This window comes from Mucilaginibacter sp. Mucisp86, from assembly GCF_047324315.1.
Taxonomy (GTDB): domain Bacteria; phylum Bacteroidota; class Bacteroidia; order Sphingobacteriales; family Sphingobacteriaceae; genus Mucilaginibacter.
Genome location: NZ_CP168503.1, coordinates 435,331 through 449,552, shown reverse-complemented (window position 1 = coordinate 449,552; position 14,222 = coordinate 435,331). Strand labels below are relative to the sequence as shown.

General features: G+C 44.1%; 17 protein-coding genes. 13 read left to right on the top strand and 4 right to left on the bottom strand.

The window, feature by feature from the left end; translation table 11 throughout:
• Positions 1–17 precede the first annotated feature (17 nt).
• From ACEN9X_RS01900 to ACEN9X_RS01885, 4 genes are all read left to right on the top strand, one after another.
• Entirely contained in the window at positions 18–1,211 is a 1,194-nt protein-coding gene (locus ACEN9X_RS01900; protein ID WP_413668795.1) for a molybdopterin molybdotransferase MoeA, read from the top strand.
• A 157-nt stretch (positions 1,212–1,368) separates the two neighbouring features.
• Positions 1,369–1,839 (top strand): cyclic pyranopterin monophosphate synthase MoaC, encoded by a 471-nt coding sequence (gene moaC, locus ACEN9X_RS01895; RefSeq protein WP_413668794.1) that lies wholly within the window; start codon positions 1,369–1,371, stop codon positions 1,837–1,839.
• The gene (locus tag ACEN9X_RS01890) at positions 1,820–3,013 is read left to right on the top strand and encodes an NTP transferase domain-containing protein (protein WP_413668793.1); all 1,194 of its coding nucleotides are present in this window, start codon (positions 1,820–1,822) and stop codon (positions 3,011–3,013) included. Before moaC ends, ACEN9X_RS01890 begins: the two co-directional genes overlap by 20 nt.
• Complete coding sequence (locus ACEN9X_RS01885; RefSeq protein WP_413668792.1) at positions 3,006–4,064, top strand: ThiF family adenylyltransferase; 1,059 nt, start codon at positions 3,006–3,008, stop codon at positions 4,062–4,064. Before ACEN9X_RS01890 ends, ACEN9X_RS01885 begins: the two co-directional genes overlap by 8 nt.
• A 229-nt stretch (positions 4,065–4,293) precedes the next feature.
• On the opposite strand, the gene ACEN9X_RS01880 is transcribed toward ACEN9X_RS01885, so the two are convergent.
• The 3 genes from ACEN9X_RS01880 to ACEN9X_RS01870 form a co-directional block, all read right to left on the bottom strand.
• A complete protein-coding gene (locus ACEN9X_RS01880; protein WP_223818167.1) occupies positions 4,294–4,713 on the bottom strand; it encodes a molybdenum cofactor biosynthesis protein MoaE in 420 nt (139 codons plus the stop codon).
• Between the two features lie 12 nt (positions 4,714–4,725).
• On the bottom strand, positions 4,726–5,160 hold the full coding sequence (locus ACEN9X_RS01875; RefSeq protein WP_413668791.1) for a GNAT family N-acetyltransferase: 435 nt from the start codon (positions 5,158–5,160) through the stop codon (positions 4,726–4,728).
• A 131-nt stretch (positions 5,161–5,291) separates the two neighbouring features.
• Positions 5,292–5,534, bottom strand: a complete 243-nt coding sequence (locus tag ACEN9X_RS01870; RefSeq protein WP_413668790.1) for a MoaD/ThiS family protein — start codon at positions 5,532–5,534, stop codon at positions 5,292–5,294.
• A gap of 351 nt (positions 5,535–5,885) precedes the next feature.
• Here ACEN9X_RS01870 and fdhD point away from each other — a divergent pair, with 351 nt between their 5' ends.
• From fdhD to ACEN9X_RS01825, 9 genes are all read left to right on the top strand, one after another.
• Positions 5,886–6,770, top strand: a complete 885-nt coding sequence (fdhD, locus tag ACEN9X_RS01865; protein ID WP_413668789.1) for a formate dehydrogenase accessory sulfurtransferase FdhD — start codon at positions 5,886–5,888, stop codon at positions 6,768–6,770.
• Positions 6,771–6,785: 15 nt separating this feature from the next.
• Positions 6,786–7,142: a DUF7009 family protein gene (locus tag ACEN9X_RS01860; protein WP_413668788.1), complete on the top strand. Its 357-nt coding sequence runs from the start codon at positions 6,786–6,788 to the stop codon at positions 7,140–7,142.
• Positions 7,139–9,454 carry an FdhF/YdeP family oxidoreductase gene (locus ACEN9X_RS01855; protein ID WP_413668787.1) on the top strand — a complete coding sequence of 772 codons (2,316 nt, stop codon included), beginning with the start codon at positions 7,139–7,141 and terminating at the stop codon, positions 9,452–9,454. Before ACEN9X_RS01860 ends, ACEN9X_RS01855 begins: the two co-directional genes overlap by 4 nt.
• 72 nt (positions 9,455–9,526) lie before the next feature.
• Positions 9,527–9,844 carry a hypothetical protein gene (locus ACEN9X_RS01850; protein ID WP_413668786.1) on the top strand — a complete coding sequence of 106 codons (318 nt, stop codon included), beginning with the start codon at positions 9,527–9,529 and terminating at the stop codon, positions 9,842–9,844.
• 101 nt (positions 9,845–9,945) lie between these two features.
• A complete protein-coding gene (locus ACEN9X_RS01845; protein ID WP_413668785.1) occupies positions 9,946–10,551 on the top strand; it encodes a GDSL-type esterase/lipase family protein in 606 nt (201 codons plus the stop codon).
• A 43-nt stretch (positions 10,552–10,594) separates the two neighbouring features.
• Positions 10,595–11,323 carry an esterase family protein gene (locus tag ACEN9X_RS01840; protein WP_413668784.1) on the top strand — a complete coding sequence of 243 codons (729 nt, stop codon included), beginning with the start codon at positions 10,595–10,597 and terminating at the stop codon, positions 11,321–11,323.
• 49 nt (positions 11,324–11,372) lie between these two features.
• Entirely contained in the window at positions 11,373–11,888 is a 516-nt protein-coding gene (locus tag ACEN9X_RS01835) for an O-acetyl-ADP-ribose deacetylase (protein WP_413668783.1), read from the top strand.
• A gap of 128 nt (positions 11,889–12,016) precedes the next feature.
• Entirely contained in the window at positions 12,017–12,586 is a 570-nt protein-coding gene (locus ACEN9X_RS01830) for a Crp/Fnr family transcriptional regulator (RefSeq protein ID WP_413668782.1), read from the top strand.
• A gap of 68 nt (positions 12,587–12,654) precedes the next feature.
• Positions 12,655–13,677, top strand: a complete 1,023-nt coding sequence (locus ACEN9X_RS01825; protein WP_413668781.1) for an alpha/beta hydrolase family protein — start codon at positions 12,655–12,657, stop codon at positions 13,675–13,677.
• Between the two features lie 29 nt (positions 13,678–13,706).
• Here ACEN9X_RS01825 and ACEN9X_RS01820 read toward each other — a convergent pair whose 3' ends face one another.
• Positions 13,707–14,096, bottom strand: a complete 390-nt coding sequence (locus ACEN9X_RS01820) for a hypothetical protein (protein ID WP_413668780.1) — start codon at positions 14,094–14,096, stop codon at positions 13,707–13,709.
• Positions 14,097–14,222 lie beyond the last annotated feature (126 nt).

Below are 14,222 nucleotides of genomic sequence, written 5' to 3'. Positions count from 1 at the left end.
AAAGATCAAACAAAAAGATGACAACTGTTGAAGAAGCAGAAAAACTGGTACTGGCACAAACCAGGAATTATGGAACCCAAAGCTTACCGTTTGAACAGGCATTAGGCTATGTGCTTGCCGAAGACCTGAAAGCTGACCGCGATTTGCCCCCTTTTAACCGGGTAACTATGGACGGCATAGCTATAAAATATGCAGCTATCGAAAATGGTATTCAGGTATTCCGCGTTAAAGCTACACAGGCAGCGGGTGATGAACCGGTTCAGATTGATGAATCTGATGAATGCATCGAGATCATGACCGGTGCAGTGTTGCCACTTTCTGTTGATACTGTGATCCGTTATGAAGATGTGAAGATTAGCGACGGGATAGCAACTTTGCATGCCCTGGATATTAAAAAGGGGCAGAACCTGCATTTACAGGGCGCTGATAAAAAACAATATGATGTTATTGCTTCATCGGGGCAACCGGTAAGTCCGGCTATAATCAGTGTGGCGGCGTCGGTTGGCAAAACCCACCTGCTTGTAAAAAAAATGCCCAGGGTGGTGGTGATTTCATCGGGCGATGAACTGGTGGACGTACACGAAACACCGCTGCCATATCAAATCCGCAAATCAAACAGCTATACGGTTAAAGCTGTTTTAAAACAGCACCATATTGATGCTGATATTTTGCATATTCCGGATGAACCTGCTGTTACCAGGGAGCAGATTCAACATTGCTTGAATAATTATGATGTGCTGTTGTTGAGTGGTGGTATTTCGATGGGGAAATTTGATTACATCCCGCAGGCACTGGAAGAATTAAAGGTTGAAAAACTATTTCATAAAGTAGCCCAGCGCCCCGGTAAACCTTTCTGGTTTGGCAGGCATGATACCGGTGCATTGGTATTTGCTTTTCCCGGTAATCCTGTAGCCACATTTATGTGCCTGCACCGCTATTTTTTATTATGGCTTAATGCTACACTTGGCTTGCCTTTAAAGCCGCCAACATATGCTGTACTGGGCAAAGATTTTACTTTTCAGCCGGCATTGCAATATTATCTGCAGGTAAAGTTGCAAAGTAACGAGCTGGGTCAGCTAATAGCAATGCCTGTTGAAGGCAATGGTTCAGGCGATTTTGCTAACTTAGCAGATACCGAAGCCTTTTTGCAACTCCCGCTCGAAAGGAATGAATTTAAAGCAGGAGAGGTGTTTAAGGTTTGGAGGTTTTAGTTTTGGGGATTACACCGATTTTCTTTGTTTGATTACACTGATTTTTTGATTTAAGTGAATCAATCAGCGAACAAGTCGATATAATCAAGTAAACAATCATCGTAAATCAAGGGATCGGTGAAATCATAATAAAAATCAGTGTAATCACAGTAAAAAAATGTTAACCCACATAAACAAACAAGGCGACCCGAATATGGTTGATGTAACTGAAAAGCAGGTTACACACCGCACCGCTACTGCACGCAGTGTGGTTGCTTTGCCGGCAGCAGTATTTGAACTTTTAGCGGGGAACGAATTGCAGAGCAAAAAAGGCCCTGTTTTTCAAACAGCTATTATTGCCGGTATTATGGCGGCAAAAAAAACCGGCGACCTGATCCCGCTTTGCCACCCGCTGGGTTTGGATAACTGTAACGTTACCATCCGGATAAATGAACAGCAGGAGGTAGAGGTTGATTGTACTGCCAGCATCACCGCAAAAACAGGTGTGGAGATGGAGGCATTGGTAGGTGCATCGATAGCGGCGCTTACCATTTATGATATGTGTAAGGCCATGAGCCATGATATAGTGATAAAGGAAACCAAACTGATCTCAAAAACAGGAGGTAAACGTGACTTTAAAAGATCATAACCAGCCATCCGGCACGCATAAAAAACACGCTAAACTGACCCGGCCCTCAACCGGCAATTTCGGCCGTAATGAATGGGCAATTTTAGGCGGCCCATGTACTGTGATCAAATTATTGGCCGATGATGTGATCAGGGCACTTTCGCCGGTTTATAAATGCGCTTATGTGGATATGTCGCATAATGATGATATTACCTTGTTGCCCGGCAGACTGGTGAGCGGAGCCTCACTCGATTATACCGACCAGGTCAACTATAAGCAGTTTAACTACCAAAACCCGGTTTATCCTTATCAGCTTAAACAACAGTTTTCATCTGCCGACTTGGTATTGGTTAACGGTAACCACCAGCAGGCCAAAGCCCAGGTAGTTATTATCGACATCAATAAAAAAGCTTCGCTGCAAAAAAGGGCAGACCAGCTTAATCATGTTCAGCTTTTCCTGCTGGCCGATAACGCAAGCGAAATTCCCGACTTTATACAGGAAGTTATACCCAATTGGCAACAGATCCCTGTTTTAAAGATAGATGACCGTGAAAAGATCGTTGCGTTTTTCGAAGCGGCGTTAAAGCAGGCTAAACCCGTTTTAAACGGATTGGTATTAGCAGGCGGTAAAAGCACCCGCATGGGTTTTGATAAGGGTGCGGCCAACTGGCACGGCAAACAGCAGCGCTACTATATGGCCGATCTGCTTAAAAACTTTTGTAAAGAGGTTTATATTTCCGGCAGGCCGGGACAGCAGCAGGAAATTGATCCGGCTTATCTGGTTATCGAGGATACATTTACCGGGTTGGGGCCTTATGGAGCTATTCTATCCGCTTTCCGTGAACAGCCCGATGCCGCATGGCTGGTTATGGCCTGCGATTTGCCGCTGATGGATGAAAGTACGCTTCGCAATTTAGTTGCATGGCGTAATAGCTCGTCGGTGGCTACGGCTTATCACAGTCCCGTAACTGATTTTCCGGAGCCTTTAATAGCTATCTGGGAACCTAAAAGTTATCCTGTGTTGTTGTCGTTTCTGGCTCAAGGGTATTCATGTCCGCGCAAGGTTTTGATCAATAGTGATATTACCCTGCTCAATGCCCCAAGTCAGGAAGCGCTGACCAATGTGAACACGCCCGAAGAATTAGAGAAAGTAAAATCAATGATCCACCATAAAATAGTTGCCGCTAATGAATGAGGATTTACAACGATATAACTGCCAGATAGCCCTGCCTGGTTTTGGCGAGGAGGCCCAGCAATTATTACAGCAAGCCCGTGTACTGGTAGTAGGAGCGGGGGGCCTGGGCTGCCCTGCTGCGCAATATCTGGCATCAACAGGTATAGGTACGTTAGGTATTGCCGACTTTGACCAGGTATCGATAAGTAACCTGCACCGCCAGGTATTATACACCCCTGCCGATGAGGGTAAAAATAAGGCTGAAGTAGCCTGTACACGCTTACAGGCACAAAACCCGGGTATCAAACTTGTGCCTCATACCACTAAAATCACATCCGATAATGTGATGGATGTGCTTAGTAACTATGACATTGTACTGGATGGTACTGATAATTTTGAAACCCGTTATCTGCTTAATGATGCCTGCGTTTTGGCGGGTAAGCCACTCGTGTACGGTGCCATTTACCAGTTTGAAGGACAGGTTGCAGTTTGGAATGTAAGTAACGCTAAAGGAGCTAATTCGCCCAATTACCGCGATTTGTTTCCCGAAGTAGATGCTACACAGATCCCTAACTGTACCGAGGGCGGTGTGATCCCTACTTTGGCCGGAATTATCGGCTGCATGCAGGCCAACGAGGTAATTAAATATCTTACCAAAACCGGCGACCTGCTTGCAGGGAAAGTGCTGATTTTTGATGCGCAAAGTATGCAAAGCCGCATCTTTAAGATCGGGCCGGTTACTAAAACACATATCCGTCGCCTAAAAACAACTATTACCATTCCAACTATCAATGCCGATGAGCTAAAGAAGCGGATCCTTTTGGATGATACTGTGGAACTCATAGATGTACGCACGTTGCAGGAACGCGAAGCTTATGACATTGGCGGTACACATATCCCGTTGGACGAAGTAGAGGAATATCTGGCCTACTTTACCAGTCCCAATACAAAGGTGCTTTATTGCTCATCGGGTAAGCGAAGTGATGAGGCGGTAAAGTTGATCCTCAAAATGATACCTGAAGCAGATGTTTTTTCATTGGAGGGGGGATTAGAGGAATATAAGGTTGATTAGGAAATGTGGTAAATAAGGAAGATGTTGGTGACAACACCAACATCGGCGGTGTATTGGCTTGGTTCTTCTCCATGTCATGCTGAATTTATTTCAGCGCCTCACTCGCTAAGCCACTTGCAAAGCAAATCACCCACCTTTCTTGTGGGACCCTGAAACAAGTTCAGGATGACTGGCGATTATAAATGTAAAATCAAAAAAATCCCAAATCGAACATCCCAAATCCGAAATCTTATGGATGTGCTGCCACCCAAACATCGCCATCCTCAAAGCTTTCTTTTTTCCAGATGGGGACGGTTTGTTTAAGTGTATCAATGATATACCGGCAGGCGTCAAAGGCGGCATCACGGTGCGCTGCCGATACGGCAATAACAACAGGTACTTCGCCAACCTGCAGTAAGCCGGTACGATGGTGGATCAGTATTTTTTGAACGGGCCAGCGCTCAAAAGCCTGCGCCGCAATCTTGTTCATTTCGCTGATGGCCATAGGCTCATAAGCTTCAAAATCAAGTTTTAAAACTTTTTTCCCCTTGGTTGCATTACGAACGGTGCCAATAAACACATCTATCCCCCCGGATTCGGGCGACATGATCCAGTCAATGCATGATTGGATATCCAGTGTTTGGGCCGATAGGAGGATTTGTGTGTTCATATCAATGCAAATCTATATTTTATCCACTAATGATTTCATGAGGTACTTGGGCGATTCGGTGTACCCCTGCCTGTAATAAAAGCGATGCGCATCAATCCGACGGGTGTGGCAATGTACCTCTATCCGGTCGGCATTGCGTTCCTTGCCCAACTCAGTGATATAATCCTCAAGCGCTTTACCAATGCCTTTACCACGGATGTTTTCATCGACAGAAAAACAACTGATGCGGATAAAATCGCCCTTAACTACTAACTGCGTTAAAAAATCGATGGCAATAAAACCTGCAACCTGGCCCTCATCTTCATAAACTAAAACCCGTGATGAAGGTTGCCTTAACATTAGTTCAAGGTTCTCCGGTAAATGCTCCTCGGTACCGGGATAGCCTAATTGTGTAAGCAGGTTTGATATTGCTGAATGATCGGCAAGTGTAGCGCTTCTGATAGCCATTGTTATGTTATGTTGAATGGATTTGTAATAAAATACCTTCTTAAAGCTGCCGCAAACAGCTAACTAAAACCTGCAGACTGAACACAACTACTGCCGCTGCCACTCATAACTGCTACTGAATTGCCAACTGACTACCCCCCGCTTACGGGTGGAATGATCGCAATTTCATCCCGCTCGTGAATAGTATCACCGGGCAGGGCGTATTCGTTGTTAACAGCCAGCATGTATGATGAAAGCTGCTTTAAACGCGGATATTGCTGCTCAAGCAGGTATTTTAAATTGGAGATAGTAGCATCGTTGGTCATTTCCAGGCTAACTTCGCTGCTTCCAAATATCTCCCTGGTCACCCCAAAAGCCAGTATGTTGATCTTCATATCTCAAAAATATTCAAATTAGCTTACAAAATGAGCAATGGGTTTAAATTTAACAAATCCACTTACGCAGGTTTAAGCGTCCACGCTTACTTTCCAGTAACGTGAGCCGGGACGCTTATTTTGCCGGGGGCACACGTGTTAATACCCTGTTTTGTTTAAGGTGTTGATTGTCAATATAAAGTGTGAAGGTATTCCGGATTTCTGTTAACCCTGTTAACCCCCTTCTGATCTAAGTTAACGGCTCTTACGTGGACGCTTACTTCAAAAATAAGTCAAACGCAAACGCCTGAACTTGCTTTTCGCGCATAAACTTGCATAAACAAACGCGCCGGTTAAGTTGTATATTTGAATATGTCTACGCCATCAGTTATTCATATCCCGGTTGTAAAAGTTAACGCTAACCAAAGCGCCAGGGAAGAGGATAGTATCGCCATTGAAGAGCCCCTGGAAATTAAGCTGGAATATGGTCCGGCCGATCAAAGAGAGGTACGCAACATCTCAGTAACCATGCGTACTCCCGGGCACGACGCCGAACTGGCAACCGGTTTCTTGTTTACCGAAGGCATTATTAAAAATGCCGATGAGATAAAATCGGCTAAACATAGCTTTATTGCCTGTGCCGAAAACAAGGAGAACACCATACTGGTAACACTGGAGGAGGGCGTTCTGCCGAACCTCCAAAATACCGAACGCAATTTTTACACCACCAGCAGTTGCGGTGTATGCGGTAAGGGATCGATCAGCGCTATACGTACGGTGAATGGTTTTGCTGGGAGGGAGGATGATGGCAACATGATCCACAGCATTGTACTTAATCAGCTTCCGAAGATATTGCGCAGGCATCAACGTGTATTTGATGATACAGGGGGGCTCCATGCCTCTGCATTATTTACTCCTGTAGGCGAATTGCTGTTACTTAGAGAAGATATAGGAAGGCATAATGCCTTAGATAAGTTGATCGGGGCCGCCATGAATTATGATTGGCTTCCTTTGCAACAAACGGTATTGTTACTGAGCGGCAGGGCCAGTTTTGAACTTATTCAAAAAGCGGCTATGGCAGGCATTAGTATTATTGCAGCTGTAGGCGCCCCCTCAAGCCTCGCCGTAGAGCTGGCAAACGAGTTTAACATAACACTGATAGGATTTTTACGCGATGAACGCTTTAATATTTATACAGGTGCACAACGTGTAATGATCCCTGCCGATGATGCTGTGTCAACAGTCCCGGCAGTATAAACTGATTTGATATCAATGAAAATAAGGATAAAAGGTAATTCACTACGATACAGGCTCACTAAAACCGACGTAGCTAAACTGGCCGAAGATGGTTACGTGCAGGAAACGGTTGATTTTGGCAGCCAGCAACTTATTTACGCTTTAAGGCTGGTTGTTGATGAGCAACTGTCGGCCACTTATAAAGAAAACGCTATAACACTGTACGCGCCCAAAACTATGATTACCGGTTTTGCTGATGAAGACAAAGTAGGTTATGAGGGCACTCACGGCAGCTTACATTTACTGGTTGAAAAGGATTTTACCTGTTTAGATGAAGTTGCTGAAGATCAGAGCGATAATTACCCCAATCCTTTAGCAGCTAAAAAGATATGAGCAAGGAACCAGAACAGGAACCTGCAGCTGAAAACCCCGAAGAACTGCTCGACCTGAAAATAACACATCCCAAAGACTGGGCAGCCGGTATTCCCGCTGTAACAGTTGCTATGGTTGATATATTAAAGGAAACAGGCCTGGTAAGGGGTATGGAAGGCCTGTTTCACATGAACAAAAAGAACGGTTTTGACTGCTCTGGCTGTGCCTGGCCCGACCCCGATGACGACCGTTCGCCCATAGCCGAGTATTGCGAGAATGGAGCCAAAGCCCTTGCTGAGGAAGCCACCACCAAAAAATTGACCGGTGAGTTCTTCGCCGAAAATTCGGTGGCGGATCTTGCCAAACTTAATGATTACGAAATTGGGAAAAAAGGGCGCATTGCCCAGCCGGTTTACCTCGCCAAAGGTGCTACACATTACACCCCGGTAAGCTGGGACTTCGCTTTTAAAAAAATAGCAGATGAGCTTAACGCGTTGGCATCGCCCGATGAAGCTGCCTTTTATACATCGGGCCGTACCAGTAACGAAGCTTCATTTACCTACCAGTTGTTTGTGCGCGAGTTTGGCACCAATAACATGCCCGATTGCTCCAACATGTGCCACGAAAGTACCGGTGTTGGCCTTGCGGATACCATTGGCATTGGTAAGGGTACAGTTACTCTTAATGATTTTTACGATACCGATGTAATCATCATTATGGGGCAAAACCCCGGCACTAATCATCCGCGCATGCTCAGCGCACTTGAAAAAGCAAAAGAAAAAGGTTCGAAGATCATCGCCGTAAATCCGCTGCATGAGGCCGGTTTAATGGGTTTTAAGAATCCACAAAAAGTAAAAGGGTTTTTGGGTATCAAAACCCAACTGGCCGACTTGTACCTACAGGTGAAAATAAATGGTGATATGGCGCTGCTCAAAGCCATGGAAAAGCTGCTGTATAAGGCCGAATTGGAAAACCCGGGTACTGTTTTCGATCATGAATTTATTAAAAAGAACACCACAGGTTATGTTGCGTTTTTAGATAGCCTGAACCAATATGAGGTTGATGATCTGGCTAAAGCTGCGGGTTTAACAGTAACTGAAATTGAGCAGGCTGTTAATTTGATTAAAAATAAAAGCCGCATCATCATTTGCTGGGCCATGGGTATTACCCAGCATAAAAACGGTGTAGCTGTTGTGAAAGAGATTGTGAATCTGGTTATGCTTAAAGGCGCCATTGGTAAACCCGGCGCGGGTTTGTGCCCGGTGCGCGGCCATAGCAATGTACAGGGTAACCGCACTATGATGATTTGGGATAAGCCGAAACCTAAACAGTTAGATAAGCTCAAAGAAGTTTTTGGTTTTGAGCCACCGCGGGGACATGGGTATGACGTTGTGGAATCCATCAAAGCTATGGATGAGGGCAAGCTCAAAGTGTTTTTTGCAATGGGGGGTAACTTTCTTTCGGCTACGCCGGATACGCTGTTTACCGCGCAGGCCATGCGCAAACTTAGATTGTCGGTTCATATATCAACTAAATTAAACCGCAGTCACCTGGTGCATGGCGAAGAGGCTTTGATATTGCCAACACTATCACGAAGCGACAAGGACATTGTAAATGGCGAAGAGCAATTTATAAGCTGCGAAAATTCTATGGGGGTTGTCCAGATGTCGAAAGGAATGTTGAAACCCGTATCTGAACACCTGATGAATGAGAACCAGATTGTCTGCAACCTTGCCAAAGCCACATTTGGTAGCCGCTCGGTTATCAACTGGGATAAATACGCCCAAAGCTATGATGCTGTGCGCGATGTGATAGCCAAAGTGATTCCCGGTTGTGAGGATTATAATCAAAAGGTGCGTTTGCCCGGCGGGTTTTACCTGCCCAATGCTGCCCGCGAGGGTAAGTTTATCACCGAAAAAAACGGAAGCATTATACCTTTTAACATCGCCCCGCTGCCTAAGCATGAACTGGCGGCCGACGAATATCATATGGCAACCATTCGCAGTCATGATCAGTTTAATACCACTATATATGGTCTTGATGACCGCTATCGGGGCATTCACAACGAGCGCCGGGTAATATTAATGAACGAGAACGACATGCAAAAGGCCGGCTTTAAGGCCCGGGAAAAAGTTGACTTGTTTAATTATGATGATTGGGTTGAGCGGGTAGCAAGGTTATTTGTGGTGGTACCCTATAACATCCCCGAAGGGAATACAGCCACCTATTATCCGGAAGCCAACGTGCTGATCCCTATCAACAGCGTTGCCGAGCAAAGCAATACACCAACGTCAAAACTGGTCACTGTTAAAATCAGGAAGCATGTGGTTTAATAATAATTCTAAATACTCACAGGCTAAAACAAAAGCGTTCAAATTACATTTATCTCCTTAAAAAAGAGCAGTATGTCATTTGATCAATATCACGAACCCCCAAATGAACTATCGGACGAAACCCGCACCTTTGCCCGAATGATAGTTTCATTAACCGAAGAGGCGGAGGCAATAAACTGGTACGAACAACGCATTTCGGTTGAAAAAGATAAACAGGCAAAAGCTATTATGCAAAATGCCCAACAGGAAGAGTTTAAGCATTTTGGTATGGACCTGGAGTTTTTGTTGCGTAAGAAACCCGTTTGGCGTACCACTTTGCAGGCCATCCTTTTTAAAAAGGGCGATATTGTTGAACTGGGCACGAAAGGAGAAGAAGCGGCAGAAGAGTAACAAGTTTACAATTTTAATACCATTATTTTATCAACTTACATTAAGTTAGGGCTATTGTATTATCTTTAGCCCTTAAATTAATACGGTCTACAAAATAGAATATGATCTGGTACGAAGAGGATGTGAAGCAGTTGGAGATTAAGCGAACTAAGCTTGATTATGTGCCGCGGGTAATTTTTTATGGAAGCTCATCCATTCGTTTATGGAATACGCTTGATGCTGATTTTGACGACATGCAGCCTGTTAACCTGGGCTTTGGCGGCTCAACGCTGGCCGCCTGCGTTTGGTTTTTTGAGCGTATTCTTCATTCCTACAACCCCGAGTCTATCGTGGTTTATGCAGGCGACAATGATTTGGGCGATGGCCGCAACCCCGAGGAGGTTTTTATATTTTTTAAGCAGCTAACCGTTGAGGTTGAGCGGCTTTTTGGTAATATTCCCTGTTATTATATTTCGCTTAAGCCGAGCTTTGCACGCTGGCCTATTGTTGAAAAATACAGGTATACCAACAGTTTAATTGAAAACGAAATAATTCACCGCCATAAAAACTGGCAGTTCATCAATATATTTAATCAGATGATAGATGCTTCCGGTAAACCAATACGAGAATATTATGATAAAGATGGTTTGCATTTAAGCAGCGCCGGTTACGCTTTGTGGAAAAATGCTGTTTTACAGCGAATGCCGCAAAGTATCAAATTAGCTTAATATAGGGTTTACACACATTTGTCATCTTTCAGCGGTTTAAAAGATGAAAAGAGAGTACCACAAGTGGTTCAGTCCGTCGCTTCAGCGTAATATGGAATTGCTGGTTTTTGGCCACGCAGGTGCCTCTATTTTATTTTTTCCCACTCGTACAGCCCGGTTTTATGATTATGAAGACTGGAAGGTAATTGAGGCTTTGCGAAGCAAAATTGAAGCCGGGCATCTGCAAATTTACTGTGTTGACAGTATCGATCGCGAAAGCTTTTATAACGAGTATAGCCATCCCTATCACCGCATGGAAAGGCACCTGCATTATGAGCAATACATTTTACAGGAGGTGGTGCCTTTAATGAAAACACTTAATGCCGATGGTTCAATTATTTCGGCAGGGTGCAGTATGGGTGCTTATCACGCTGTAAATATCGCTTTCAAACATCCTTCGGTATTTGTTAAAGTGGTAGGTATGAGCGGGCGCTATGACATTACACAGGCTATGGGTAACTTCCGCGACCTGTTGGATGGCTATCGCGATGAGAATGTGTACTTTAATATGCCTAACCAGTTTTTGAATAACCTGCACAGCCCCGAAATTATTGCTCAGATTAAGCGCCTTCAAATTATACTGGCCGTAGGCGAAGAAGATGCATTTTTAGAGGATAATAAATATCTGAGCACAGTACTGGCCAGCAAGGGGATCCAAAACAGTTTATACATCTGGCATGAAGAAGCCCACCGAGCCCGTTACTGGCGTAAAATGGTGCAGCTGTATTTTTAAAAGCAAAACATTTTCCTGTTTGTTACACAAGCTATAAATCCAAAATGCTATGGGTATTATTGAGTTGGTACAGGGCGATATTACAAAAATTAAAGCCGATGCCATAGTAAACGCCGCTAATACCTCGTTAATGGGCGGTGGTGGCGTTGATGGTGCTATCCATCGTGCAGGCGGACCGGAAATACTGGAGGATTGCCGAAAGATTGTTGCCCGGCAAGGCGGTTGTAAAACTGGAGAGGCTGTAATAACTACGGGTGGTAAACTGCCAGCAAAATACGTGATCCATACGGTAGGCCCGGTTTACAATAGTGGTAAAAGGGGAGAAGATGAGCTGTTACGTTCAGCTTATTCAAATAGTTTGAAGCTTGCTGCCGAAAACAATGTACGTAGTATAGCTTTCCCAAACATCAGCACTGGTATTTATCGTTTCCCAAAAGATAAGGCCGCGGCAATTGCTGTTAAAGCTGTTAATGAGTTTTTGGCAGAAGATAAAGTGGTTGAGAAGGTGATATTTGTTTGCTTCGATAACGAAAATTACGACTTGTATAACAAGCTGCTGACTTAGCAGCAGCTGTGCTTATCCATTATATGTTGTAGACCCAGACTTACGAAGTTTCTAAAACTTCGTAAGTCTTCACTGGTTAAAATAATCTGGAATTTGTCAACCCCGTGCCAAGTGCATAAATTGCATCGATGCATGCCGCTTTAAAACAACATATCGGAGATAAATTAGTACTCTCGCCCGAACACGAGCAATTGGTGGCTAATTGTTTTAAATCCCGCTTTACAAAACGTAATGAGATATTGGTTGAAAAAGGAAGTGTCGCGAAGTATTTATATTTTGTTGTGAAGGGGTGCCTGCGGGTGTTCTTAACCGATGATGATGGTAACGAATCAACCCGGTTCCTGATATTTGAAGGGCGCATGGGTACCGCATTCCCAAGTTTTATATTGAAGGAGCCATCTGTCGCTTCTATTCAAAGCCCGGAACCATCTGAGTTACTGGTGCTAAGCTATGCTGATCGTGATCTGTTGCTAAAGGAGATCCCCGGATTTGAAACCATGTACCGTTTAGGACTTGAGCTTGATTATATCGCATCCATCCAACGTATAGAAAGCCTCATCACCATGGATTCAAAAGCCCGGTACAATATCCTCATGCAAACCCAGCCCGAGATCATCAAAAGGCTACCCAATAAAATAGTGGCCGACTACCTTGGCATTTCGCAGGAAACCCTGAGCCGGCTCAAATCAAAAAAATAATTTATTGACTATTGTCAATCTTTTTGATGTGCTAATTGCCTTGTTTTGTGAAGTAAACGCTAAACATTATGTGCAAACAAATACTTATCGCTATCATCTTACTGCTATCGGTTGCAACAGCCCGGGCCCAAAACCTCGGCGAACGTACTTTTAATTTGAAGGATGGCAGCCGTAAAAATCGCCCGGTGGTTACCGAAATATGGTATCCCACAACAGATACTTTAAAACCTGCTGATAAACATTTTTCGCCCTTTTTACGTCAGCCAACCGTGCGTAATGGTAAGCTTCCGGTAAATAAGTTACCGCTCATCCTGCTTTCGCATGGTACAGGCGGCGGCAGGCTAACTTTGGGATGGCTTGCCCAGGCCCTGGCAAACAGCGGCTGCATAGTTGCTGCTGTTGATCATTATGGTAATACCTATGATCATAAAATCCCCCTTGAGTTTGTGAAGCCCTGGGAACGCCCGTTAGATATTAGCTTCGCCCTTACCGCATTATTAAATGATCCGGCGGTTGGACCGCTTGTTGATCAGCAAAAGATAGGGGCAACAGGTTTTTCTTTTGGAGGATACACCATGATCGCCCTCGCCGGTGCAAAGCTCGACTTTGAGCAAGCCCGTAATTATTATAAAACTACAGGGCGCAAAGAACTGGAGATTCCCGAATTTCCGGGTTTGGTAAAACTGTTGGACGATAGTACGCTGATTGCCGACTCCAAATACGTGCCGCCATTAAAAGATAAAAGAATTAAAGCTTTCTTTTCCATATCGCCTGCTTTGGGTTTCGGTTTTGTCCGCAAGGAGCAGGTAGCCGATATTAAAGGCGCTTTATATATCGTGGGCTCGCAAAGCGATAGTATCGCACCTGTTAAAACCAACGCCAGGCATTATCATCAGTTAATCAGTAAATCAACTTATACAGAGCTACCGGGTAAGGTAGGTCATTACGTTATGCTTGGCGAAGCAATTGATGCCGTAAAAAAAGAAGCGCCGATTTATTTTACCGATGCCCCCTCTGTTAACAGGCACGCCATCCATTTACAGGTAGATAGTTTGGCGGTTAGTTTTTTCAGAAAAGAATTGAAGTATTAGCAGGCTAAACTCAATTCTTAAACAGCTGACTACAATGTTTTCATTACCCGATTATAAATGATCTTAACAGGTTCGATGAACAGGATAGTGACTATGATGACAAGAAATATTTGCCGGTCACTTTCCTTATAGTTTACTATAGTTAACAAGCCAACTCCCAGTAAAAATAACGGAGCCGCATATTTAAGGATGCTCCAGGTAGTTTTTATTTTTGTTTCGATAACATTATATAGCAGATAACTGCAAACGGCAATTATATAACCCGGAATAGCAAATAACGCATACATAACTGCTGCGCCTACCTCGTTTCCCTCGCGGGCAATGCCATAAATAATTAATGTAATTATCAGGAAAGGTACGCAGATAGCGGCCTGAATAAGCGCTTGCGAAATTAGGGTGACAGGTTGTTTTAAGCTCATGGACAGTTTAAAAATAGCGTAAAGTTTCTGAATAATGCAACTGATATGTTACTCAAACGATATAGTTAAAATATACTACTCGGTGGATAGTTGTAACGGTACTGGTTAGGCCTAAAGCTATATATT

Excerpts from the sequence above, each read along its gene's own strand:
- ACEN9X_RS01860 (WP_413668788.1), top strand. The coding sequence starts at position 6,786 with ATGAAAATAAGGATAAAAGGTAATTCACTACGATACAGGCTCACTAAA.
- ACEN9X_RS01870 (WP_413668790.1), bottom strand. The coding sequence starts at position 5,534 with ATGAAGATCAACATACTGGCTTTTGGGGTGACCAGGGAGATATTTGGA.
- ACEN9X_RS01830 (WP_413668782.1), top strand. The coding sequence starts at position 12,017 with ATGCATGCCGCTTTAAAACAACATATCGGAGATAAATTAGTACTCTCG.
- ACEN9X_RS01875 (WP_413668791.1), bottom strand. The coding sequence starts at position 5,160 with ATGGCTATCAGAAGCGCTACACTTGCCGATCATTCAGCAATATCAAAC.
- ACEN9X_RS01900 (WP_413668795.1), top strand. The coding sequence starts at position 18 with ATGACAACTGTTGAAGAAGCAGAAAAACTGGTACTGGCACAAACCAGG.
- ACEN9X_RS01835 (WP_413668783.1), top strand. The coding sequence starts at position 11,373 with ATGGGTATTATTGAGTTGGTACAGGGCGATATTACAAAAATTAAAGCC.
- fdhD (WP_413668789.1), top strand. The coding sequence starts at position 5,886 with ATGTCTACGCCATCAGTTATTCATATCCCGGTTGTAAAAGTTAACGCT.
- ACEN9X_RS01880 (WP_223818167.1), bottom strand. The coding sequence starts at position 4,713 with ATGAACACACAAATCCTCCTATCGGCCCAAACACTGGATATCCAATCA.
- ACEN9X_RS01820 (WP_413668780.1), bottom strand. The coding sequence starts at position 14,096 with ATGAGCTTAAAACAACCTGTCACCCTAATTTCGCAAGCGCTTATTCAG.
- ACEN9X_RS01840 (WP_413668784.1), top strand. The coding sequence starts at position 10,595 with ATGAAAAGAGAGTACCACAAGTGGTTCAGTCCGTCGCTTCAGCGTAAT.
- ACEN9X_RS01825 (WP_413668781.1), top strand. The coding sequence starts at position 12,655 with ATGTGCAAACAAATACTTATCGCTATCATCTTACTGCTATCGGTTGCA.
- ACEN9X_RS01885 (WP_413668792.1), top strand. The coding sequence starts at position 3,006 with ATGAATGAGGATTTACAACGATATAACTGCCAGATAGCCCTGCCTGGT.
- ACEN9X_RS01845 (WP_413668785.1), top strand. The coding sequence starts at position 9,946 with ATGATCTGGTACGAAGAGGATGTGAAGCAGTTGGAGATTAAGCGAACT.
- moaC (WP_413668794.1), top strand. The coding sequence starts at position 1,369 with ATGTTAACCCACATAAACAAACAAGGCGACCCGAATATGGTTGATGTA.
- ACEN9X_RS01855 (WP_413668787.1), top strand. The coding sequence starts at position 7,139 with ATGAGCAAGGAACCAGAACAGGAACCTGCAGCTGAAAACCCCGAAGAA.
- ACEN9X_RS01850 (WP_413668786.1), top strand. The coding sequence starts at position 9,527 with ATGTCATTTGATCAATATCACGAACCCCCAAATGAACTATCGGACGAA.